16 protein-coding genes and 1 CRISPR repeat array are annotated in these 20,980 nt (G+C 68.2%); of the genes, 6 read left to right on the top strand and 10 right to left on the bottom strand.

The genetic code is table 11. The features are described from left to right. Positions 1-22 precede the first annotated feature (22 nt). The 3 genes from cas4 to cas2 are packed head-to-tail and all read left to right on the top strand — an operon-like array spanning position 23 to position 2,011. Positions 23-682: a CRISPR-associated protein Cas4 gene (cas4, locus tag AVTE2539_RS01095; RefSeq protein WP_284408059.1), complete on the top strand. Its 660-nt coding sequence runs from the start codon at positions 23-25 to the stop codon at positions 680-682. After that, a complete protein-coding gene (cas1c, locus tag AVTE2539_RS01090; RefSeq protein WP_284408058.1) occupies positions 667-1,707 on the top strand; it encodes a type I-C CRISPR-associated endonuclease Cas1c in 1,041 nt (346 codons plus the stop codon). Before cas4 ends, cas1c begins: the two co-directional genes overlap by 16 nt. Positions 1,708-1,720: 13 nt before the next feature. Next, positions 1,721-2,011, top strand: a complete 291-nt coding sequence (gene cas2 / locus AVTE2539_RS01085; RefSeq protein ID WP_272565093.1) for a CRISPR-associated endonuclease Cas2 — start codon at positions 1,721-1,723, stop codon at positions 2,009-2,011. Positions 2,012-2,214: 203 nt separating this feature from the next. Continuing rightward, a CRISPR array of direct repeats spans positions 2,215-2,782; the repeat unit is 32 nt; unit sequence GTCGCGCCCCGTGCGGGCGCGTGGGTTGAAAC. Positions 2,783-2,816: 34 nt separating this feature from the next. Here the strand turns inward: cas2 and AVTE2539_RS01080 are convergent. After that, complete coding sequence (locus AVTE2539_RS01080) at positions 2,817-4,445, bottom strand: ABC transporter permease (RefSeq protein WP_284408057.1); 1,629 nt, start codon at positions 4,443-4,445, stop codon at positions 2,817-2,819. 147 nt (positions 4,446-4,592) lie between these two features. Between AVTE2539_RS01080 and AVTE2539_RS01075 the strand changes: the two genes are divergently transcribed. After that, positions 4,593-5,660, top strand: coding sequence for an ABC transporter ATP-binding protein (locus AVTE2539_RS01075; protein WP_284408056.1), 1,068 nt, complete (start codon positions 4,593-4,595; stop codon positions 5,658-5,660). Positions 5,661-5,727: 67 nt separating this feature from the next. Here the strand turns inward: AVTE2539_RS01075 and AVTE2539_RS01070 are convergent, their stop codons facing one another. Both AVTE2539_RS01070 and AVTE2539_RS01065 read right to left on the bottom strand, forming a co-directional pair. Further along, positions 5,728-6,642: a LysO family transporter gene (locus tag AVTE2539_RS01070; RefSeq protein ID WP_284408055.1), complete on the bottom strand. Its 915-nt coding sequence runs from the start codon at positions 6,640-6,642 to the stop codon at positions 5,728-5,730. Positions 6,643-6,645: 3 nt separating this feature from the next. Beyond that, entirely contained in the window at positions 6,646-7,410 is a 765-nt protein-coding gene (locus tag AVTE2539_RS01065; RefSeq protein ID WP_284408054.1) for a 2OG-Fe dioxygenase family protein, read from the bottom strand. Positions 7,411-7,729: 319 nt separating this feature from the next. Here AVTE2539_RS01065 and AVTE2539_RS01060 point away from each other — a divergent pair, with 319 nt between their 5' ends. Continuing rightward, complete coding sequence (locus AVTE2539_RS01060; protein ID WP_284393243.1) at positions 7,730-8,182, top strand: Lrp/AsnC family transcriptional regulator; 453 nt, start codon at positions 7,730-7,732, stop codon at positions 8,180-8,182. Between the two features lie 64 nt (positions 8,183-8,246). Here AVTE2539_RS01060 and AVTE2539_RS01055 read toward each other — a convergent pair whose 3' ends face one another. From AVTE2539_RS01055 to AVTE2539_RS01030, 6 genes are all read right to left on the bottom strand, one after another. Next, complete coding sequence (locus tag AVTE2539_RS01055) at positions 8,247-8,987, bottom strand: lysophospholipid acyltransferase family protein (protein WP_284408053.1); 741 nt, start codon at positions 8,985-8,987, stop codon at positions 8,247-8,249. Between the two features lie 31 nt (positions 8,988-9,018). Beyond that, the gene (locus AVTE2539_RS01050; protein ID WP_284408052.1) at positions 9,019-10,320 is read right to left on the bottom strand and encodes a dihydroorotase; all 1,302 of its coding nucleotides are present in this window, start codon (positions 10,318-10,320) and stop codon (positions 9,019-9,021) included. Positions 10,321-10,391: 71 nt separating this feature from the next. Then, positions 10,392-11,417 (bottom strand): aspartate carbamoyltransferase catalytic subunit, encoded by a 1,026-nt coding sequence (locus AVTE2539_RS01045; protein WP_498738510.1) that lies wholly within the window; start codon positions 11,415-11,417, stop codon positions 10,392-10,394. Continuing rightward, positions 11,357-11,881 (bottom strand): bifunctional pyr operon transcriptional regulator/uracil phosphoribosyltransferase PyrR, encoded by a 525-nt coding sequence (pyrR, locus tag AVTE2539_RS01040; protein ID WP_284408051.1) that lies wholly within the window; start codon positions 11,879-11,881, stop codon positions 11,357-11,359. Before pyrR ends, AVTE2539_RS01045 begins: the two co-directional genes overlap by 61 nt. Further along, complete coding sequence (gene ruvX, locus AVTE2539_RS01035; protein WP_284405335.1) at positions 11,878-12,312, bottom strand: Holliday junction resolvase RuvX; 435 nt, start codon at positions 12,310-12,312, stop codon at positions 11,878-11,880. The genes pyrR and ruvX overlap by 4 nt, the downstream gene beginning before the upstream one ends. Continuing rightward, complete coding sequence (locus AVTE2539_RS01030) at positions 12,309-12,908, bottom strand: YqgE/AlgH family protein (protein ID WP_272567371.1); 600 nt, start codon at positions 12,906-12,908, stop codon at positions 12,309-12,311. Before AVTE2539_RS01030 ends, ruvX begins: the two co-directional genes overlap by 4 nt. 21 nt (positions 12,909-12,929) lie before the next feature. Here AVTE2539_RS01030 and AVTE2539_RS01025 point away from each other — a divergent pair, with 21 nt between their 5' ends. Further along, positions 12,930-14,402, top strand: coding sequence for a cryptochrome/photolyase family protein (locus AVTE2539_RS01025; RefSeq protein ID WP_284408050.1), 1,473 nt, complete (start codon positions 12,930-12,932; stop codon positions 14,400-14,402). 150 nt (positions 14,403-14,552) lie between these two features. Here the strand turns inward: AVTE2539_RS01025 and AVTE2539_RS01020 are convergent, their stop codons facing one another. Then, positions 14,553-20,942: a hybrid sensor histidine kinase/response regulator gene (locus AVTE2539_RS01020; RefSeq protein ID WP_284408049.1), complete on the bottom strand. Its 6,390-nt coding sequence runs from the start codon at positions 20,940-20,942 to the stop codon at positions 14,553-14,555. Positions 20,943-20,980: the final 38 nt, after the last annotated feature.

Below are 20,980 nucleotides of genomic sequence, written 5' to 3'. Positions count from 1 at the left end.
TTCGCACGCCTGGAGGCAGGCCGTGGACGAATCGGACTTCATTCCCCTTTCGGCGCTGCAACATTACCTGTATTGCCCTCGCCAGTGCGCCCTCATCCACGTGGAGCAAGTGTGGGCGGAAAGCCGCCACACCGCAGAGGGGCGGGTGCTGCACGAGCGCGCCGACAAGCCCCGGAGCGAGCGCCGACGCGGTGTGCGCACGGTCACGGCCATGCCGCTGACGCACCCGGGGCTGGGCATCACCGGCATTGCGGATGTGGTGGAGTTCCACGAGATCGAAGACGGCGAACAGGCGTTTCCCGTGGAATACAAACGCGGGCGGCCCAAGACCCATCGCGCAGACGAAGTGCAACTGTGCGCGCAGGCCCTGTGCCTGGAAGCGATGCTGGAGCAGCCGATTGCGCAAGGCGCCCTGTTCTATGGCGAGACACGCCGGCGCACCGATGTGCCGTTCGATCAGGCCCTGCGCCAACTCACGTGGGAAACCATCGGTGCCACACGCGCCATGCTGGACGCGAACATCACACCCACCGCGCAGTACAGCCCCAAGCGCTGCGATGCCTGCTCGCTGCTCGACCTGTGCCAGCCCAAGCTGCTGGGACGCCAGAGCAGCGTGAACGACTGGCTCGCCCGACAACTGAAAGAAGACAGCGAGGCAGAGCCACCATGCGCAGACAGCTGAACACCCTGTATGTGACCACCGAAGGGGCTTGGCTTCACAAGGACGGGGCGAACATCGTGATGGAAGTCGAGCAAACGGTGCGTGCCCGGCTGCCCGTGCACATGCTGGAAAGCCTGGTGTGCTTTGGCCGCGTGCTGGTGTCGCCCCCTTTGCTGGGCTATTGCGCGGAACAAGGCATCAGCACCTGCTTTCTCACGACCAACGGCAAGTTTCTGGCGCGGGTGGAAGGACCCGTGTCCGGCAACGTCCTGCTGCGGCGCGCGCAGTACCGCAGCGCGGACAACCCCGAGGGGTGTGCCGGCATCGTGCGCAATCTTTTGCAGGGCAAGCTGCACAACCAGCGCGCCGTGCTGGGCCGGGCCCTGCGCGATCACAGCAGCAAGCTGGCGGCCGGAGACGAAGCCGCCCTGGCGCATGCCCACCAGCGTCTGGAACGCATCGCGGGCAAGCTGGCCCAGACACCGTCGGTGGACCTGCTGCGCGGGTACGAGGGGGAAGCGGCGCAGGCTTACTTCGGGGTGTTCGACCACCTCATCCGCGTGCCCGGCACCGCCATGCGGTTCACCGGGCGCAGCCGCAGGCCGCCGCTGGATGCGGTCAACGCCCTGCTCTCTTTTTTATATACCCTGGTGACCCACGATTGCCGCTCGGCCCTGGAAAGCGTGGGGCTGGACCCGGCGGTGGGCTTTCTGCACCGCGACCGGCCAGGCCGGCCCAGCTTGGCGCTGGATCTTCTGGAGGAGTTTCGGCCGCTGCTGGCCGACCGGCTGGCGCTGTCGCTGATCAACTTGCGCCAGATCGGCGAGCGCGATTTTCAGACGATGGACAACGGCGCCGTGCTGCTGCGCGAAGAATCGCGCAAGACGGTGCTGACGGCCTACCAGGAGCGCAAGCGCGAAACGCTGCGGCACGTTTTTCTGGAAGAGAAGGCGCCCATCGGGCTGTTTCCATTCATCCAGGCCCAATTGCTGGCCCGCCACTTGCGCGGCGACCTCGACGCCTACCCACCCTTCCTTTGGAAATGAGGCATCGCCGATCATGATGGTGCTTGTGAGCTATGACGTCCGTTCGCAGGACAAGGTGGGTGCCCGGCGCCTGCGGCACATCGCCAAAGCGTGCCTGGATTTTGGCCAGCGCGTGCAGTACTCGGTGTTCGAGATCGAAGTGGACTCGGCACAATGGGTGGCCCTGAAAAACCGCTTGGTCCAGATCATCGATCCGGCCACGGACAGCCTGCGGTTTTACTACCTGGGCCAACAATGGAAAGACCGGGTGGAACACGTGGGGGCCAAGCCCGTTCTCGACCTGAACGCGCCGCTCATTCTCTGACACGCCTTGGGCACCGGCGGCGCCATTTTGCGAACCCCAAGCGACTGGGCACGGCCATCGCGCTTCGCGGAGTTCTAACTCTTTGATTGATCGATGATTTTTCTCCTGGCACGTGGGAGAGGCGCTGGTACGCCTGCCAGGGGGAAGGGGTTCGCGGAAAGAGGGGATTTTTGCTAGTGGGGACAGGCGGTTATAAATGGGCCGTCGCGCCCCGTGCGGGCGCGTGGGTTGAAACCGGCGGCTCCAACGATGACGACAATCTGATCCCACGTCGCGCCCCGTGCGGGCGCGTGGGTTGAAACGACAGGGCGACGCTGATCCTGGCCACCACGCCCAAGTCGCGCCCCGTGCGGGCGCGTGGGTTGAAACCTGTCGGTGCTGCTCAACGGGCAGCAGGTGACATCGTCGCGCCCCGTGCGGGCGCGTGGGTTGAAACGCCGGCAGAACGCCCGACAACGTGGTGATCAATGGTCGCGCCCCGTGCGGGCGCGTGGGTTGAAACTCGACCGAATAGCTCTCAAGGCACACGAGGTCTTGTCGCGTCCCGTGCGGGCGCGTGGGTTGAAACATGAAGCTGCTGGCCCTCATCGCGGCCCAGCACAAGTCGCGCCCCGTGCGGGCGCGTGGGTTGAGACATTGCGAATTGCGACGTAGTGCATTGCGGGCGCTTGGTCGCGCCCCGTACGGGGGCGTGGGTTGAAACGATGAACCGAACTGGGAGACGGGGAAAACCGTGTGGGTCGCGCCCCGTGCGGGCGCGTGGTTTGAAACAGGCTCTGAAAAGCCGCCCCCCTCTATCTCACCCTCACCCCCGACTGCGCAACGTCCGACTCAACAGCACAACCGGCACCAGCCCCACCGCCACCAGCGCCAGCGACGGCAAGGCCGCCTCGCCCAGCCGCTCGTCGCGCGCCAGCTGGTAGGCGACCACGGCCAGGGTGTCGCTGTTGAAGGGCCGCAGGACCATGGTGGCGGGCAGTTCCTTCATCACGTCGACGAATACCAGCAGCGCCGCGGCGGCCGTGGAGCGCTTGAGCAGGGGCCAGTGCACCCGGGCCAGCAGGCCGGCGCCGCCGGCGCCCAGCATGCGGGCGGAGTCGTCCAGGCTGGCGGGAATGCGCGCGTAGCCGCTTTGCATGGACTGCAGGGCCACGGCGCAGAACCGCACGAGGTAGGCCCACACGATGCCGACCGCAGTGGCGGTGATGATCGACGGCAGGCCCCACTGGGGCGCGGCGGCCTGCAGCCAGCCCACGGGCAGCAGCAGGCCCACGACGATCACGGCGCCGGGCACGGCATACCCCAGGCTGGCCAGCTGCGCCACGCCGCGGGTGAGCGCGCCGGCCCGCCGCCGCACGGCGAAGGCCAGCACCAGGGCGATGGCCACGGCCAGCACGGCGGTGATGCTGCCCAGGCGCACGCTGTTGCCGGCCCACTCCAGAAAGCGCGACCAGGGCAGCACGGACCAGTCGGCCGCCAGGGGCCGCAGCATGAAGGCCACCGGGGCCACGAAGCCGAAGACCACCGGCAGCACGCAGACCGCCCAGGCGGCGGCGCAGCGCAGCCCCTGAAGCCGCTGCGGCTGGGCCTCGGCGGAGCCCGCGCGGCCCGCCCCGCCCGCGGCAAAGCGCATGCGCCGCTGCGCACGCTGCTCCAGTTGCAGCAGCAGCATGACGAGCACGAGTAGGATGGTGGCCAGTTGCGCGGCGGCCAGGCGGTTGTCCATCGACAGCCAAGCCTTGTAGATGCCGGTGGTGAAGGTCTGGATGCCGAAGTAGCTCACCACGCCGAAGTCGGCCAGCGTTTCCATGAGGACCAGCGCCACGCCAGCCGCGACCGCGGGACGCGCCAGCGGCAGCGCGACGGTGCGCACGCGCCGCGCCAGCGGGGCCCCCAGCAGGCGGGCGGCTTCCATGAGGTGGGCGGCGCGCTCGCCCAGCGCCGTGCGGGCCAGCAGGTACACATAGGGATAGAGCGAGAAGATGAACACCCACACCGCGCCGCCCAGGCTGCGCACCTCGGGCAGCAGCCGGCCTTGCAGGCCATAGGTTTCGCGCAGCCACACCTGCAGCGGGCCGCTGAACTGCAGGAAGTCGGTGTACGCGTAGGCGGTCACATAGGCCGGCATGGCCAGCGGCAGCAGCAGCAGCCATTCCAGCGTGCGGCGGCCGCGAAAGTCGAACAGGGTGACGGCAGCGGCCGTCGCCGTGCCCACCACCGCCGCGCCGATGGCCACGGCCAGGCCCAGCCACACGGTGGTGGCGAAGTAGCCGGGCAGCACGGTGGTGGCCATTTCGCGAAGGATGGCCCCGGCCTCGGCGCCACCGGCGCTGCCCGGCAGCCACGAAGCGAGCACGGCCAACACCGGCAAGGTCAGCGCGGCGGCCAGCAGCAACAGGGGAATGGATCGCAGGGCAGAAAGAAGGCGTGACAAGGACGGGCCCTGAAGGGAAGGGTCGGGAGAATCGGACGGGGCATTCCGGTCGAAGATGGCCTCGGTCGAGCGCTGAGGGGCAGACCGGCAGGGTCGTCTGGATGCAAATGCGAATTCTACGCATTGGCGCCTTCTAGAATCGCGGCCATGTTCCTTGAAGTCTCCCAACTGGAAGTGCGCTATGCCGGCCGCGCGCAAGCCGCCGTGCGCGGCGTCACCCTGGGCCTCGCAGCGGGCGAGATCGGCGTGCTCATCGGCCCTTCCGGCTGCGGCAAGACCACGCTGCTGCGCGCCGTGGCCGGGCTGGAGCCCGTGACGGCCGGCGAGATCCGGCTCAGCGGCGCCGTGGTGAGCGGCGGCGCGGGCCGCAGCGTGCCACCGGAGCAGCGGCGCATCGGCATGGTGTTCCAGGACTACGCCCTCTTCCCCCACCTGTCCGTGGGGCGCAACGTGGCCTTCGGCATCCACCGCCTGCCGCGCGCCGAACAGGCGGCGCGCGTGGACGAGGTGCTGCGGCTCGTGGGCCTGGAGGGCAGCGCCGCCCGCTTTCCGCACGAGCTCTCCGGCGGGCAGCAGCAGCGTGTGGCGTTGGCCCGCGCGCTGGCGCCCCGGCCGCAGCTGATGCTGCTGGACGAACCGTTTTCCAACCTGGACGTGGACCTGCGCGAGCGCCTGGCGCACGAGGTGCGCGGCATTCTGAAAGCAGCCGGCGCCACGGCGCTGTTCGTCACGCACGATCAGCTGGAGGCCTTCGCCATCGGCGACCGCATCGGCGTGATGGAAAGCGGCCAGTTGCACCAGTGGGACGATGCCTATGCGCTCTACCACCGCCCGGCCACGCGTTTCGTGGCCGACTTCATCGGCCACGGGGTGTTCGCGCCGGCCACGCTCGAGCAGCGCGGGGACAACGTGGTGGCCCGCACGCCGCTGGGCGACCTGACCGATGCGGCCGAGTGCCCCCTGCCCACGAGCTACCCCAGCGGGGAATGCGACGTGCTGCTGCGGGCCGATGATGTGGTGCACGACGACGCCTCGCCCGTGCAGGCGCGCATCGTCCGCAAGTCGTTCCGGGGCTCGGAGTTCCTGTACACGCTGCAGCTGCGGGACGGCCTCACGGTGATGGCCCACGTGCCGAGCCACCATGACCACGCCGTGGGCGAGTGGATCGGCATTCGCCCGCAGGTGGACCACGTGGTGGCGTTTCCGCGGGCCTGATCCCGCGATGGGTGCGTCGATGGTGGCGGCGGCCTGCCTCGCCCCATCCAAGGCGAACAGCGGCCGTCTACGACAGGAAGAAGGCGATGAAGACGGGAGCCAGGATGGTGAGGATGAAGCCGCTCACCAGGGCCAGCGGGACCGCATCCGGATGGCAGGCCTGCTTGACGATCGGCAGCGTGGAGTCCAGTGCCGTGGCCCCTGCGCTACCGATGCCGATCGCGGGCTGGTAGCGACCGATGGCGTAGAGCGCGACAATCGCTATCAGCTCCCTGAACAAGTCGGTCATCAGCGCCATGGTCCCATAGGTCTGCCCGAGGTGATGCCCCACCATGACGCTCGACAGGGTGAACCAGCCGAAGCCGCTCGACAGCGCCAGCGAGGTTCTCATGGCCTCGCCCGTGGCCCAGGAGGCCGCGGCCGCACCCACGAACGATCCGATCACCACCAGCACCGGCACCGACAGCACGGCCCATGAAAACCAATGGGAGCTGAGCTTGACGTGGGCCAAGTCGATGCCCACCAACACGATCAAGGCCAGCAGGATGGCGGAGCTCGATGGCAGCCAGAGGGCACCGGCCAGATAGGCCTGGTTGACGAAAAACAGGGCACTGCCCAGCGCCACCATGGACAGGGCAATGCAGCACTCCTTCAGCGGCGGCCAGATGGTGTGAAAGCCCAGTTTGCCGGCCTTGGCGCCCGCCGTGCCGCTGCTGCGAATGCCGGCCGCAAAAATCAGGCCGCAGGGCACCAGGGTGGTCAGCAGGGCGAAGATCACGGCCGTCTTGACCACCTGCCCGACCGATTGCGCAGAAAGAATGACCTCGCCAAACTCCACGCCGATCAGGAAAAGCAGCAGCCAGACCAGGGGCAATATCCAACCGATCAGCCGCTTGCAAAATCGGGGTGGAATGATTTTCCCGGCAAGGAAACCGCCCACCAGCGCCAGCACGATCGGGAGCAAGGAATAAAAAACACCCATGGTTTAAATGCTCTGCCTCATTCTGGAAAAGTCGATGAGTATAACGCAGCGTTCTCCGTCACCCATTTCATTTTCTTTTCGACGAATGGGTGTCACATAATGGGATACGCGCGGATCATGGACCACGAAGCTCTCCAGAAACTGCGAGAGTTCGAATTCCGCGATGACCTGCTCCTTAGGTACCTCGTGCAGCCCGAGGCCACGCGCTTGCACCGTGCCGATGTAATTGGTGCCGCCCACGGTGCTTTTCGTGCGGCGCATCAGATGGGCGAAAGTGAAGGGTTCGCCGTCCTGGTGGAAGCAGTCTGGTGAGCTGATGCCCAGGTCGGACGATGAGCCGGACCGGAGTTTCACGAAATGCACGCCGAAATAGATGGGGGAACGGCGGTCGGCCTCCGACCAGAAGGTGTGCGAGAAATCCTTCTTCACCAGATCGCAGAGGAAATCGGTGGCTTTGGTGGCCTCGCTCAGGGCATGAAAGTACCGGATGTCGGGGTGCTCCGGGTTGTTGCCGCCCTGATCGTAGCCAGACAGGCGGGCACCCTGGTCGTCCTGCACCGTCGGAATCCAATGGATGTCCGCCTGGTCGTCCCACGGAAGGATGATCCCGTTGCCATACCGCCGGAACCGCTGGACCTGCGCAGGCGCGTAGGGGTCGTGCTCCAGGCCATCGAACTCCTGGTGCAGTATTTTCAGTTCGCCGGGATCGCATTCGATCTCAGGGATGAATTGGCAGTAACCGTGTGTCTTGAGCTGGTTTTGAATCATTTGATCTCTGCATTAAAAAAGCGGCACTACGGTCGATTCGCGGCGGCAAATTTCACATTGCCGCGAGCCGGACCGCGGGGAGCGCGCCACATTGAAAGTCCAGCAGCATTCCTGGCACGCAATAAGCCATGCCCGATCCGCATAAGCCTGGAGAAAATCGTGCCTCCGATTTCTCCCAAGTCGCTTATATTGCCCCTCTGCTGAAACGGCACCCATTCTAATAAGGAGGAATGAATGAGAGGAATGCAAAAAATGAGATTCAAATGCCAATCATCCTAATTAAATTAGATATTTTTCGCCGCTACCTCATTTGAATAATATGGACAACATTGATCGGAATCTGTTGAGCGCCTTGCACGAAGACGCCAAGACCACCGTGAAAGCGCTCAGCGAGCGGGTCGGCCTGTCTCAGCCCAGCTGCGCCGAACGGATCAAGCGACTGATCGACCAGGGAGTGATCGAGAAATTTTCGATCCAGGTATCGCCCAAGGCCATTGGGTTTCCGATTGCAGCGATCGTGCGGGTTCGCCCGCTGCCCGGAGAGCTGTCCCGGGTCGAGCAGGTGATTCGTGAAATCGACGAAGTCGTGCAATGCGACAAAGTCACTGGCGACGACGCATTCTTCTGCCGGCTTTATTTGCGCGACATCGAAGCGCTGGACCCTTGCCTGGGCAAGCTCGCGCCGTATGCCACGACGAGCACGTCCATCGTGAAGTCCACGCAGATCGCCAACCGGCTCCTGCCGCTGGAAGACCCTGCCCGCACCCACTGACACCGACACTGGCGCAGCCGCCGATGGCTGCGATGTCGGGCAGGCGTTCTGCCCGGGACGTGGTTCAGGGGCGGCGCAGCGCGTCCACGGCGTGGCGCAGATCGTCGGCCCAGGCGCGGCGGTCGCGGCCCTGCGCCTGCTGCAGCGGGCCGTAGTGCACCACCGCCACCAAGGCGTCTGCGGTCAAGGTGCGCCACAGGGAGCCGACCAGGGTGTCGTCGCCCACATAGTTGGGCGCGGTGGTCGGCGCGCCGGTGGCGCGCTCCACGAAACACAGGCCCACCGGCTGCACGGGGGCGTCGGCGGCCACGGCGGCCTGCAGCAGGTTGGCGTGGAACGGCAGCAGCGCGGCGCCATCGGCCGTGGTGCCTTCGGGAAACACGGCCAGCACCTCGCGGCGCGCCAGCGCTTCCTGCATCAGCCGGACCATGCGCACGGCATCGCGGCGCGAACTGCGCTCCAGGTAGAGCGTGCCGGCCGCCGTGGCGAGCGTGCCCACCAGCGGCCAGCCCTTGACGTCCGACTTGGAGATGAACCGGCAATGCCGCGCGGCATGCATGACAGTGATGTCGAGCCAGGACAGGTGGTTGGCCACCAGCAGCACCGGGCCATGGGGCGCGGGCGTGCCGCGCACGTCGAGGGTGATGCCGGCGTGCACCAGCATCTGCCGCGACCAGGCCTGCACGCGCGCATGCTGCTCGCTTTCCGGCATGCGGGGAAACCGCAGCGCCACGGTGCCCAGCCCGGTCACCAGATGCACCAGCACGCGCACCAGGCGCCATGCGGCGCGGACCTGGCGCTTCATGCCGCGGGCCCGGTGGCGGCGGTGCGCACGCTCACTCGCTGCCGCGCTCGAAGGCGATCTGCCCGCCCACCAGGGTGCAGCGCACGCGGCCGGGCAGTTCGTAGCCGGAGAACGGCGTGTGCTTGCCCTGGCTGCGCAGCGCACCGGCCTCCACGGTCCAGGCTGCGGCGGGATCGACCACGCACAGGTCGGCCACGCCGCCTTCCACGATCTGGCCCACGCTGGCCTGCAGCGTGCCCAGGGCGCTGCCCAGCACGCGCGCGGGTTCCGACGTGACGGTGGCCAGCGCACGCGCCAGCGGCACGCCGTGGTCGGCGGACCACTTGAGGGCGATGCCCAGCAGCAGTTCGAGCCCGGTCGCGCCCGGCTCGGCCTCGGCGAACGGCAGGGTCTTGGCGTCTTCATCCACCGGGGTGTGGTCGGACACCAGCGCATCGATGGTGCCGTCGGCCAGCGCGGCCAGGAGGGCGTCGCGGTCGCGCTGCTGTCGCAGCGGCGGCGACAGGCGGGCCCGGCTGTCGAAGAAGCCGATGTCGGTGTCGGTGAGCAGCAGGGAGTTGATGCTCACGTCGCAGGTCACCTTCAGGCCCTCGGCCTTGGCGCGGCGCACCAGTTCCACGCCCGCGGCGCTGCTGATGCGGCACAGGTGCACGCGTGCGCCCGTGGTCTTGAGCAGTTCGAAGATGGTGTGCAGCGCGATGGTCTCGGCCGCCACGGGCACGCCCGAAAGGCCCAGGCGCGTGGCCAGCGGCCCGCTGGCCGCCACGCCGCGCCCCAGATGCAGTTCCTGCGGGCGCAGCCACACCGTGTAGCCGAACGTGGCGGCGTACTGCAGCGCGCGCTGCGTGACCTGGGTGCTGGCCAGCGGCACGTCGGCCTGGCCGAAGCCCACGCAGCCGGATTCGGTCAGCTCGGCCATTTCGGTCAGCACCTCGCCGGCCAGGCCGCGGGTGAGCGCGCCCAGGGGGAACAGGCGCGCCTGGTGCAGCTTCTCGGCGCGGAACTTGAGCATCTCCACCAGGCCGGGCTCGTCCAGCACGGGGTCGGTGTCGGGCGGGCACACCAGGCTGGTCACGCCGCCGGCCACGGCCGCCGCCATTTCGGATTCGAGCATGCCCTCGTGCTCGTGGCCCGGCTCGCGCAGCCGCGCCGCCAGGTCCACCAGCCCGGGCAGCACGATGCAGCCGGTGGCGTCGATCACGCGGTTGGGCGCGAAGTCGCGGGGCACCCGCTGCACGGCGATGACCCGCCCCGCGGCCAGCGCGATATCGCCGGTCTGGTCGAGGCCGCTGGCAGGGTCGATCACGCGGCCGTTCTGGATCAGTATCTTCATGGTTTTAAGCAAAAAAGGCCGCCAGCGCAGATATCACTAGGGCATATAGCTATAAATTTCATAGCAGACGATCACGCCTCGTTGCCAGCGACGATCGACATCACCGCCATGCGCACCGCGATGCCGAAGGTGACCTGCGGCAGGATCACGCTCTGCTTGCCGTCCACCACGGCGGAGTCGATCTCCACGCCGCGGTTGATGGGGCCTGGGTGCATGACGATGGCATCGGGCTTGGCCAGCTGCAGCTTCTCGGGCGTGAGACCGAAGCTCTTGAAGTATTCCTGGCTGGACGGCAGCAGCGCGCCACTCATGCGCTCGTTCTGCAGGCGCAGCATGATGACCACGTCGGCGTCCTTGATGCCCTCCTCCAGCGTGTGGCACACGCGCACGCCCATCTGGGCCATGTCGGTCGGCACCAGCGTGCGCGGGCCCACCACGCGCACCTCGGCGCAGCCGAGCGTGGTGAGGCCGTGGATGTCGGAGCGGGCCACGCGCGAATGCAGCACGTCGCCCACGATGGCCACCGTGAGGTTGCTGAAATCCTTCTTGTAGTGGCGGATGGTGTACATGTCCAGCAGCCCCTGCGTGGGGTGGGCATGCCGGCCGTCGCCCGCATTGATGACGTGAACGTGCGGCGCCACGTGCTGCGCGATGAGGTAGGGCGCGCCCGATTCGCTGTGCCGCACCACGAACAGGTCGGCAGCCATCGCCGAGAGGTTGGCGATGGTGTCCAGCAGCGACTCGCCTTTGCTGGCCGAACTGCGCGCGATGTCCAGGTTGATCACGTCGGCCGACAGGCGCTTGGCGGCGATCTCGAAGGTGGTGCGGGTGCGCGTGCTGTTTTCGAAGAACAGGTTGAACACGCTCTTGCCGCGCAGCAGCGGCACCTTCTTGACCTCGCGGTCGTTCACCGACACGAAGTTGGCCGCGGTGTCGAGGATGTGCGTGACGATGCTCTTGGGCAGGCCCTCGATGGACAGCAGGTGGATCAGCTCGCCGTTGGCGTTCAGTTGGGGGTTGCGCTTGTACAGCACCGTCAGGCCTCTTGGACTTGGAAGTGGAAGGTGCCGGCCTCGGTTCGGGCCAGCGCCAGCGATTGCGTGTCCGGCAGCGCCACGCGGGCGGCGGCGAACTCGGCCTGCACCGGCAGTTCTCGCCCGCCCCGGTCCACCAGCACGGCCAGCCGCACGCTGGCGGGACGGCCGTAGTCGAACAGTTCGTTGAGCACCGCGCGGATGGTGCGGCCGGTGTAGAGCACGTCGTCCAGCAGCAGGATGTCGGCGCCGTTCACGTCGAAGGGCAGCGCCGTCTGCGCGCTCACCGCCATGCCGCGCTGCGAGAAATCGTCGCGGTGCATGGCCGACGACAGCACGCCCGCCTCGCCGGGCAGGCCCAGGTCCTTTTGCAGCCGCTCGGCCAGCCAGGCGCCGCCCGAGGCGATGCCCGCCAGCTGGGTGTTGGCGGTGCGCAGGCTGCGCACGCCGCGCAGCAGCTCGCGGTACAGCGCTTCGGCGTCGAGCGCGAGGGTGCCCGGGGTGGGCGGTGGGGACGTGGCACTCATGGAAGATTCCTCAAAAACTGCTCCAGGATGATGCAGGCGGAGGCGGCGTCGGCATCGCGGGCGCCGGTCGAATGCGCCTCGGTGGTGCTGTAGCGCTCGTCCACCTCGAACACCTGCAGGCCGAAGCGCCCGCGCAGCTGGCGCGCGAACTTGAGGGCGCGCGCGGTGTTCTCGTGGCTCGCGCCGTCGGGGTGGTAGGGCACGCCGATGACCAGCGCATCGGGCTGCCATTCGCGGATGCGCTCGGCCACCTGCGCGAAGCGGGCATCGCCTTCGGCGCGGATCGTGGCCTGGGGGGTGGCGGTGCGCAGCAGGCGCGAACCCACGGCGACCCCGGTGCGCTTGAGACCGAAGTCAAGCGCCAGAAAGCTCTGGAAATGCGCGGGGACGGCCAGCGGGGCGGAGGGAGCGGCGGCGGGCGTGCCGCTCATGCATGCCCCGCGTCGGGCGAGAGCATCCAGGACTGCAGCCCCAGCAGGCCCAGGGCGCGGTCGTAGCGCTCGCCCACCGGCGTATCGAAGATCACCGACAGGTCGGCGCCCACGGTCAGCCAGCTGTTCTCGGCCAGTTCGGATTCGAGCTGCCCCTCGCCCCAGGACGAGTAGCCCAGGGTGACCAGCACCCGGCGCGGGCCGGCGCCGGTGGACAGGGCCTCGAGCACATCCTTGGAGGTCGTCATCTCCAGCCCGCCCGGAATGGTCATGGTGGAAGCATAGGCCGATTCGTCGGTGTCCACGCTGTCGGTCAGCATGGGTTCGTGCAGCACGAAGCCGCGCTCGGTCTGGACCGGGCCGCCCTGGAAGACGGGCTCCTGGGACAGGTCGGCGCGGCGCAGCGACAGATCGACCTTGTCGAACAGCCCCTTGAGGCTGATGTCGGAGGGTTTGTTGATGATGAGGCCGAGCGCACCACGCTCGCTGTGTTCGCACAGGTACACGACGCTGCGGGCAAACGACGCGTCTTCCAGTCCCGGCATGGCGATCAAGAAATGGTGCGTCAGGTTCATGGGCGCAGAATCGGCAGGCATTTGGCAATTTTAACGACGATCATGGAGCACACCTTTTCATCGGGCCTTGTCTGGTTCCGCCGCGACCTGCGCAGCAACGACCACGCCGCCCTGTACCACGCCCTGCGCCAGTGCGCGCAGGTGCATTGCGCCTTCGTTTTCGACCGCGAGATCCTCGACGCCCTGCCCCGCGCGGACCGGCGCGTGGAGTTCATCCGCGAATCCCTGGTGGAGCTGGACGAGGCCCTGCGGGCGCTCTCCAAGGACCCGCATGGCGGCCTGATCGTGCGCCACGCCATCGCGCACCAGGACATTCCCGCGCTCGCCCAGGCACTGGACGTGCAGGCGGTTTTCGCCAACCACGACGACGAACCGCTGGCGCTCGAACGCGATGCACGCGTGCGCGGCGCCCTGGATGGCATGGGCAAGCGCCTGCTCACCTTCAAGGACCACAGCATCTTCGAGCGCGCCGAGGTGCTGACCCAGTCGGGCACGCCCTACACCGTGTTCACGCCCTACAAAAATGCGTGGCTGCGCAAGGCCGACGATTTCTACCTCAGCTCCTACCCCGTCGAGCGCCACGCCGCCCGGCTGGCCCCGCGGCCCGCGGGCCTGCGCCGCGGGGTGCCGTCGCTGCAGTCGCTGGGGTTCGAGCCCACGGGCCTGAAGTCGCTTCACCTGCCCACGGGCATGCAGGGCGCGCAGGCCCTGTTCGAGGACTTCCTCGGCCGCATCGACCACTACGGCGAGGCCCGCGACTTCCCGGCGGTGAAGGGCCCGAGCTACCTGAGCGTGCACCTGCGCTTCGGCACGCTTTCGCCCCGGGTGGCCGCACGCGCGGCGCACGAACGCAGCCGCAAAGGCAGTGCCGGGGCCGCCACGTGGCTGAGCGAGCTGATCTGGCGCGACTTCTACTTCCAGATCCTCGCCCACCACCCCCACGTGGCGGGCGCGAGCTTCAAGCCGGCCTACGATGCGATCGAATGGGAAAGCGGCATCCACGCCAAAGCCCTGTTCGCTGCGTGGTGCGAGGGCCGCACGGGCTACCCGCTGGTCGATGCCGCCATGGCGCAGATCAACCAGACGGGCTACATGCACAACCGCCTGCGCATGGTGGTGGCCAGCTTCCTCACCAAGGACTTGGGGCTCGACTGGCGCTGGGGCGAGCGCTACTTTGCCGAGAAGCTGAACGACTTCGACCTGTCGGCCAACAACGGCGGGTGGCAATGGGCCAGCTCCAGCGGCTGCGACGCCCAGCCCTACTTTCGCATCTTCAACCCCGTGAGCCAAAGCGAGAAGTTCGATCGGGACGGCAAGTTCATCCGCCGCTATCTGCCGCAACTGGCGGGCCTGCAGGGCAAGGCGCTGCATGCGCCCTGGACAGCAGCCCCCCTGGAGCTGCAGGCGGCAGGCGTGGTGCTGGGCAAGGACTACCCCCGCCCGGTGGTGGACCATGACGAGGCGCGGCAACGCACGCTCGCGCGGTACGGGGTGGTCAAGGCCGCAAAGGACTGATCCGGCGGCGGCGAATGGCGGCGCGCTGGCCTTGGCGGGACCGCGCGAACCGTGCCGACAGCCGTCGGGACATGGTCCGGTCAGCCCCCCTGGATGAAAAGAAAAAGGGCCGCTCGAAAGCGGCCCTCATGGCGGTGGCAGCGGGGCGGCTCAGGCCACGGCCGCTTCGGCGGCTGCCCGCGCGTAGTGCTGCACCAGGCTCAGCAGTTCCTCGTCCGAATACGGCTTGCCCAGGTAGTGGTTCACCCCCAGTTCGGCCGCATGCTCGCGGTGCTTTTGCGCGATGCGCGAGGTGATCATGATGATCGGCAGATCGCGCAGCACCGCATCGGCACGGATGTTCCGCGCCAAGTCGAAGCCATCCATGCGCGGCATTTCGATGTCGGACAGCACGACGGTCGGGCGCTCTTCCTGCAGCCGCTCCAGGGCCTGCAGGCCATCGGCCGCCAGCACGACGCGGTAGCCTTCGCGCTGCAGCAGGCGCTGCGTGACGCGGCGCACCGTGATCGAATCGTCCACCACCAGAACCAGGGGCACCTGGCTGGCCGCCGACAGGGCTGGCACCGCCGCCTTGCGCTCGCCATCGCCGCCGCCTTGCGCTTCGGCACCGCCGGCCGGCGCCGACAACGCTGCCAGCTGGGCCCGCACCTGGTCGCCGTACACCGTGGACAACGCCACCGGGTTGTAGATCAGCACGACGGCACCGGAGGCCAGCACCGACATGCCCGCCAGACCCGGCAGCCGCGACAGCTGCGGCCCGAGGTTCTTCACCACCACTTCCTGGTTGCCCAGCACTTCGTCCACGTGCACCGCGATGCGCTGCGACGCGCTGCGCAGCACCACCACCGGACGGGTCTTGCCCGAGGTCTCGCTGCTGCGCTGCGAAGACTGCAGCAAGGCCCCCGCCCAGAAGAAGGGCAAGGCCTCCACGCCATCTTCGAACGCGCCATGCTGGTAGGCGGCGTCCAGCTCGCTGGCGGTCGTACGGCGCACGATCTCCACCAGGTTGGCCGGCACGCCGATGGTCAGGTCGCCCGCGCGCAGCATCACCACCTGCGTCACGGCCGTGGTGAGCGGCAGCACCATGCGGAAGGAGGTGCCCTGCCCCGCCGTGGTGTGGGTCTCGATGCGGCCGCCCAGGGCGTTGACTTCGGCCCGAACGACGTCCATGCCGATGCCCCGCCCGGACAGGCCGGTGATCTCGTTCGCCGTCGAAAAGCCCGGCGTGAAAATCAGGTTGGCGGCATCGGCCGTGCTCAGCTCGGCGTCCGCGGGGATCAGCCCCTGGTCCACGGCCTTGGCCCGGATGCGGTCGATGTTCAGGCCCGCGCCGTCGTCGCGGAACTCGACCGAGACGTCGTTGCCTTCCTGGTGCAGGTCCACCGTGATGGTGCCCGACGCCGGCTTGCCCGCGGCCGTCCGGACCTCGGGGGCCTCGATGCCGTGGGCCACGCAATTGCGCAGCAGGTGTTCGAAGGCGGGCGTCATGCGGTCCAGCACGCCCCGGTCCATCTCGATGGAGCCGCCGGAGATGTCCAGCTTGATCTGCTTGCCGGTCTCCTTGGACGCCTGGCGCACCACGGCGTACAGGCGCTCGGAAATGCCTTCGAACTCCACCATGCGGGTGCGCAGCAGGTCGCGCTGCAGCTCGCGGGCCTGGCGGCCCTGCGCGATCAGATCGTCTTCCGCGCCTTCCATGGAGCGCTGCAGGTTGCGCTGCACCGTGGCCACGTCGTTCACCGACTCGGCCATCATGCGCGTCAGTTCCTGCACCCGCGTGAAGCGGTCGAACTCCAGCGGATCGAAGCCTGCGGCCGAATCCTTGGACAGCGCCAGGCGCGACTGCATCTGCGACTCCGCCTGCACCTCGATGTCGCGAAGCTGCTGGCGCAGGCGATCCAGGTTGCCCGACAGATCGGCCAGCGAACCCTTCATCTGCCCCAGCCGCACATCCAGGCGCGAACGGGCGATCATCACCTCACCCGCCTGGTTGACCAGCCGGTCGAGCAACTGGGCGCGCACGCGCACCGACTGGCTCGACACGGGCCGCACGGCCGTGAGTTGCGAGGCCGCCGGCAGGCGCACCGCGGGCAGCTTCTGCAGCACCGGTGCCTCGGGGGCCTCTGCCGACGACGACGACAAGTCCTGCCGCTCGGAGGCGGGCACGGGCGCCACGGCCACGGGCTCGACCAGGCCTTGCGAGCCGATCTTGCGCAGCGCATCGAAGCTGGCCTGCAGGCCGTCGAAGCTGGCCAGCAGGGGCTCGATCAGCTCCGCCTTGGGATCTTCGACGTCGATCTGCTCGACGGCCGACTCCAGGCGGTGGGCCATCTCGCCCAAACGCATGGCACCGGCCAGCCGCGAACTGCCCTTGAGGGTGTGCAGGGCGCGCAGCAGTTCGCTGCGGGCGCCCAGGTTCTCGGGCCGGGCAGCCCACTGCCGCAGCGCAGCGCCCAGCACCGGCAGCAACTCGATCGCCTCTTCCTCGAAGATGGGGAACAGGTCCGGGTCGATGACGTCCAGCGCGTCGATGTCGTCGTCGATATCGGACGACTGCGCCACCGCATGGGCGATGGCCGCGTCCACCTCGTCGTCGTACGGGTTGGACACCACGACCGACAACGCAGGCGCCACGTAGCCGCGGGCCACCGGCGCAGGCACGTCTTCGGGCTCGGACAGGGCCTCTGCGGAATCCGTCTGGGCCTCTTGCACCGGTTCCGGCGAAGTCTCTTCGCCCGGCGCGTCGGCCTCGGCGGTCTCCTCGACCGCCGGCACCTGCATGGGTTCGGCAGCCAGTGCTTCGGCCGGGGGCAGTTCCTGCAAGGCCTGCGCAGGCTCGTCGGCCAGGGCCTCGCTCTCGCTTTCCAGCGCGGCCAGGCCGCTGCCGACCTCGGTCTGCAAAATCTCGCGCAGCTCGGCCAGCACCTGCTGGTTCGGTTCTTTCAGGAAGCCTGCGGCGAACTGGTGCAGCAGGCGGCGGATGTCGTCGGCCGCTGCCAGGAACACGCGGGCCTGGTCGGCCGTGCCTTCCCCGCGCAACTGCACGTGCTGCAGCGCATGCTCCAGGGCGCGCGCCATTTCCGACAGGGCATGGAAGCCGACGGTGGCCGAGCTGCCGGCCAGCGAGTGCGCCAGGGCCACGGCGGTGTCGGGCAGCGGTTCGTGCAGCTCCAACGCCCATTCCTGCAGGCAGGTGGCCAGGCGGCGCGACCATTCGTCGGCCTCGTTGAGGTACACGTTGTACAGCGGGATGCCGATGCGCAAGGTCTCGATGACCTTCACCGCCTCGTCCTGCGCGGCCGCTTCGGCATCGGCATCGGCGACCGGTTCGGCCGGCACATCCTCGACCCCATCCTCCATGGCTTCCACGACCTCGACCATGTCCCGCACGGAGGCCATTTCGGGCTCGGTCTCGGTGTGTGGTTCTGACTCGGTTGCGAGATCGTCCTGGTGGGCGGCGGTGTCCGGCAACGCACCTGCCGCGTCGGACTCCAGTTCGGGCACGTCCAGCAGAGAGTCATCCGCGGCCAGCTCGGGCAAGGCCTCGGCCGCCAGGTCTTCGGGCAGGTCCAGCGCCAGATCGGCCAACTCGGCCTGCGACAGTTCGGACAGCGCCGCAGGTTCTGCCGCGTCCACCAGCACGTCGTCGAGCGAAGGCAGCGGAACGTCCTGCACCGACTCCTGCGCAGGGGCCTCGGCGACCGGGGGCAATTCTTCCGCCAGAGCCTCGGCGAACACCGAAAAGTCGATGTCTTCGGCCATTTCGGGCGCTGCGGCTTGCGCAGGCTCTTGCGGCGCTGGTTCGGCACCGGCCAGCTCCGGCATTTCGGTGTCTGCGAAGTCGAGCATCGGCGGCTCGTCTTCGAGGATCAGGTCAAACTCATGGGCCGGCACGGATGCCGTCGCGGGTTCGATGGCCTCGGCGGCTTCGATGGTCTCGGCAGCAGCGGGGGCGGCCTGCACCTCCGGCGTTTCGGCAGGCAGATCGATCTCGGGCAAGGGCTCCGGCAGGTCCTCGGCCAAGGTCGGCACCGGCTCTGCCGGCGTTTCGGCCACGACGCCACCGGCCGAGGGCACGGCCAGCGGCAGGAAGGTGCCGGTGTCCCGCATGGCTTCGGCCGATGCGTTGAACGCCCGGGGTTGCCAGGCCGAGGCATCGCCGGCGGCAATGTCGTCCGCCCAGGCACCGAAGGCCCGCAAGGCCTCGCCCGACAACTGCAGCAGGGCCGGGGGCATGGGCTTTTGCTCTGCCAGCCAGGCGTTGAGCACCTGCTCCATCGACCAGGCCGCTTCACCGAAGGCATCCAGGCCCACCATGCGCGAGCTGCCTTTGAGCGTGTGGAACGCGCGCCGCAGCGTGGTCTGTTCGCTCAGGTCGGCCGGCTTGGCCTTCAGGGCGTCGACCGCGGCCAGTCCGTTGGCCACCACTTCGCGCGCTTCTTCCAGGAAGATGTCGAGCAGCTCGTCTTCCTCATCGTCCTGCGTGGCATCGGCAGCCGCCACGGGGGCCGGTGCGGGCGCCGCAGGCGCGGGGGGAAGGCTCTCCACGGGTTCGATGGCGGCCGGCGGGGCCTCGGCCAGCGCCGCTGCGGAGGAAGGCAATTCCAGCACTTCTTCCAGCGTCGGGGCCAGTTCGCCCAGCGACTCCTGCACCACCTTCGGTGCGGGCTCCACGCGGGGAACGATTTCGGGCGCAACCACGGGGCCGCGCTCTTCGACCTTGGCGATCAGTTCCTCGGGCGCATCGGTGGCACGGCCACGGGTGCGGCCCATGAGAATGCGCAACTCGCCCAGTTCTTCGTCATAGACGAACAGCTTGCGGGCCATGGTGCGCTGGTAGCTCAGCATGTCGATCAGGAAGCCCAGGGCCCCCAGGCTGCTACCCAGCTTCTCGAACACCTGCTGGCGCTCGGCTTCGGGAACCTGGCCGATCAGCAGACGCTCGACGGTGTCGCGCATGCGCAGCACCGCCAGCGATGCCTGGTCCAGGCCCAGCACCGACAGCACACCGCGCATCTGCGCCAGGCGGCCCGGCACGGGCGCCAGCGTGGACAGGTCGTCCGGGCTGCGGAAATACTGGTCCAGGGCCTTTTCGGCTTCGCCGAGCGTGGACCGGAGCTCGTCCACCACGCTGCCCATCGTCTGGTGGTCGCTGACGCGGCGGTACAGCTCTTCCATCCAGGGCTCGAGGGGGGCCGATTCGCCGCCCGCGGTCACGTTGTCCAGCCGCTCCGCCAGCCGCGCGGCGCGGTCCGCCATGTATTCGTGTGCCGAGTCAAGCTCTTCGAACGTGGCCTGCAGGTACAGCACGGCCGTCGCCACTTCCATGGCGAGGGCCGGCGACGGAGGCTCTCCGGAGCGGGTGGTCACCTCCACGGCGCGGGTCAGCGCCTTGGCGAGGCTGTCGCTGCCCGGGTGCAGTTTGGACAGCGAATCGCACACCAGGCTGAACTGGTCGGTGGCCGGCTTGAGCTTGTTGCGGTCACCGCCTGCGAGGGCCGACCAGGTTTCGGTGGCGGCCGACATGCGCTTGCGCGCCTGGGCCAGCAGCGCCGGATCGAACAGCCCGAACCGGGGGGTTTCGTAATCGACGGCCTTGAACCGGTCCAGGCCGAACGCCTGGCGCACGGCCTGCAGTGCCGATCCATCGCCCGCGGGTTCGTTGGCCGCCAGCGGCCGCGCCTGGGAGCAGAAAAAGAGCAGGTCCTGCACCAGCCGGTCGGCAATGGTCGGATCGCCCTTGGCCAGGGTGGCATATTGCATGAGCACGCGGGAGGCCACGCGCTTCACGTACAGATCGGGGTTGAGGCGGCCCTTGGAGAGCGCCTCGAAGAAGCCCGCGCAGATCTTCCAGAACGCGCGCGACTGGCGGTCCGACTGCGATGCCACGAAGGCCAGGCAGATGTCGCGCAGATCGCTTGCCGCGGTCAGGTCGCCCGTCTTGACGATGCGCAGCACGGCCGAGTCGAGCCGCGCACGCGCCTCGGGGCCGTAGTCGAGCGGCGGCACGGACACGGCGAAGTCGGGCTCGCGAAAGCGCCGCTCCACCGGCCACAGGTCGGCCGGATGCACACGTTCCGCACCCGCCAGCGCCTGGGCATCGCGGTATTGGGGAAACAGCGCCACCGGGGAGACGGATTTGCCCGCCAGCACGCTTTCCAGGTATTCGACCAGCGCAAAGCTCGCGCGCTCGATCACGCCGGCGGCTTCGTCGCTGCACAGCTCGGGCCGGTGCACGAACTTCTGCACCGCTGCCTCCATGGCACGCAGCACGAGCGCGGGCGGGCCCATGCCCACCATCTCCAGCGCCCCGCTGGCCTGGTGCAGTTGCTGCCGCGCGATGCGCAACGTGCCGGCGTCGAGCGACGCCAGATCGGATTCGCGTGCCAGCTCGGCGTCGCGCACGAAGCGGCGCATGGCCTTGACGGCGCCGTCGAGGGACTTGCGCAACTCATCGAGCACCCAAGCAAGAGGACCCAGGTCCTGCTCACCCTGGGTCCAGTCTGCGGCGGGTGCGTTTGCGGCGTCAGTAGATGACATGGATTCGTCCCCGGCTCCGCGAGCCAGTTCGTTGATGG

Origin of the sequence: Acidovorax sp. SUPP2539, assembly GCF_030158975.1 — a bacterium.
In the GTDB taxonomy this organism is placed as follows: Bacteria; Pseudomonadota; Gammaproteobacteria; order Burkholderiales; family Burkholderiaceae_C; genus Paracidovorax.
The sequence above is the reverse complement of the archived record's forward strand: the minus strand, read 5'-3'. Positions and strand labels throughout refer to the sequence as shown.

Coding starts and splice junctions, on each gene's coding strand:
- AVTE2539_RS01075 (WP_284408056.1), top strand. CDS start 4,593: ATGTTCCTTGAAGTCTCCCAACTGGAAGTGCGCTATGCCGGCCGCGCG.
- AVTE2539_RS01020 (WP_284408049.1), bottom strand. CDS start 20,942: ATGTCATCTACTGACGCCGCAAACGCACCCGCCGCAGACTGGACCCAG.
- AVTE2539_RS01065 (WP_284408054.1), bottom strand. CDS start 7,410: ATGATTCAAAACCAGCTCAAGACACACGGTTACTGCCAATTCATCCCT.
- ruvX (WP_284405335.1), bottom strand. CDS start 12,312: ATGAGCGGCACGCCCGCCGCCGCTCCCTCCGCCCCGCTGGCCGTCCCC.
- AVTE2539_RS01055 (WP_284408053.1), bottom strand. CDS start 8,987: ATGAAGCGCCAGGTCCGCGCCGCATGGCGCCTGGTGCGCGTGCTGGTG.
- AVTE2539_RS01070 (WP_284408055.1), bottom strand. CDS start 6,642: ATGGGTGTTTTTTATTCCTTGCTCCCGATCGTGCTGGCGCTGGTGGGC.
- cas2 (WP_272565093.1), top strand. CDS start 1,721: ATGATGGTGCTTGTGAGCTATGACGTCCGTTCGCAGGACAAGGTGGGT.
- AVTE2539_RS01030 (WP_272567371.1), bottom strand. CDS start 12,908: ATGCCTGCCGATTCTGCGCCCATGAACCTGACGCACCATTTCTTGATC.
- AVTE2539_RS01050 (WP_284408052.1), bottom strand. CDS start 10,320: ATGAAGATACTGATCCAGAACGGCCGCGTGATCGACCCTGCCAGCGGC.
- pyrR (WP_284408051.1), bottom strand. CDS start 11,881: ATGAGTGCCACGTCCCCACCGCCCACCCCGGGCACCCTCGCGCTCGAC.
- AVTE2539_RS01060 (WP_284393243.1), top strand. CDS start 7,730: ATGGACAACATTGATCGGAATCTGTTGAGCGCCTTGCACGAAGACGCC.
- cas1c (WP_284408058.1), top strand. CDS start 667: ATGCGCAGACAGCTGAACACCCTGTATGTGACCACCGAAGGGGCTTGG.
- AVTE2539_RS01025 (WP_284408050.1), top strand. CDS start 12,930: ATGGAGCACACCTTTTCATCGGGCCTTGTCTGGTTCCGCCGCGACCTG.